Source organism: Thermus aquaticus, assembly GCF_001280255.1.
In the GTDB taxonomy this organism is placed as follows: domain Bacteria; phylum Deinococcota; class Deinococci; order Deinococcales; family Thermaceae; genus Thermus; species Thermus aquaticus.
Genome location: NZ_LHCI01000023.1, coordinates 1 through 363, shown reverse-complemented (window position 1 = coordinate 363; position 363 = coordinate 1). Strand labels below are relative to the sequence as shown.

The following is a 363-nucleotide window of genomic DNA, read 5'->3' as shown; positions in this document are numbered from 1 at the left end:
CCCCAGGAAGCCCCCCGCCGGGCTCCCGGGTGAGGACCACCGGAAGGCCCCTCCCCTCCAGGAAGGCGGCGAGAAGCTTCGCCTGGGTGGACTTGCCGCTTCCGTCCAGGCCCTCGAGGGTCAGGAAGAGGCCCGCCATCTAAAGCCCCGTGGGGTGGTCCAGGAAGACCCAGGGGAGGCCAAAGCGCTCGTAAAGGTGTTGGGCCAACCAGGGCTTTACCCAAAACTCCTTCCTCGCCCTCCCTTAGCCTGCTTCAAGAGTTCTTGGGTGACTTCATAGTTGAGCAGGCGAACCAGGCCCCTCAGGAGCAGGTACGGACCATCCCTCTCGCTGGGCAGCCCCAGCTTGCCCCCGAGCTGCAA

1 protein-coding gene is annotated in these 363 nt (G+C 65.6%); it reads right to left on the bottom strand.

What is annotated here, in order from left to right:
* A partial coding sequence (locus BVI061214_RS00165; RefSeq protein ID WP_428843214.1) for a dTMP kinase occupies positions 1-139 on the bottom strand: 139 nt, incomplete at its 3' end.
* Positions 140-363 lie beyond the last annotated feature (224 nt).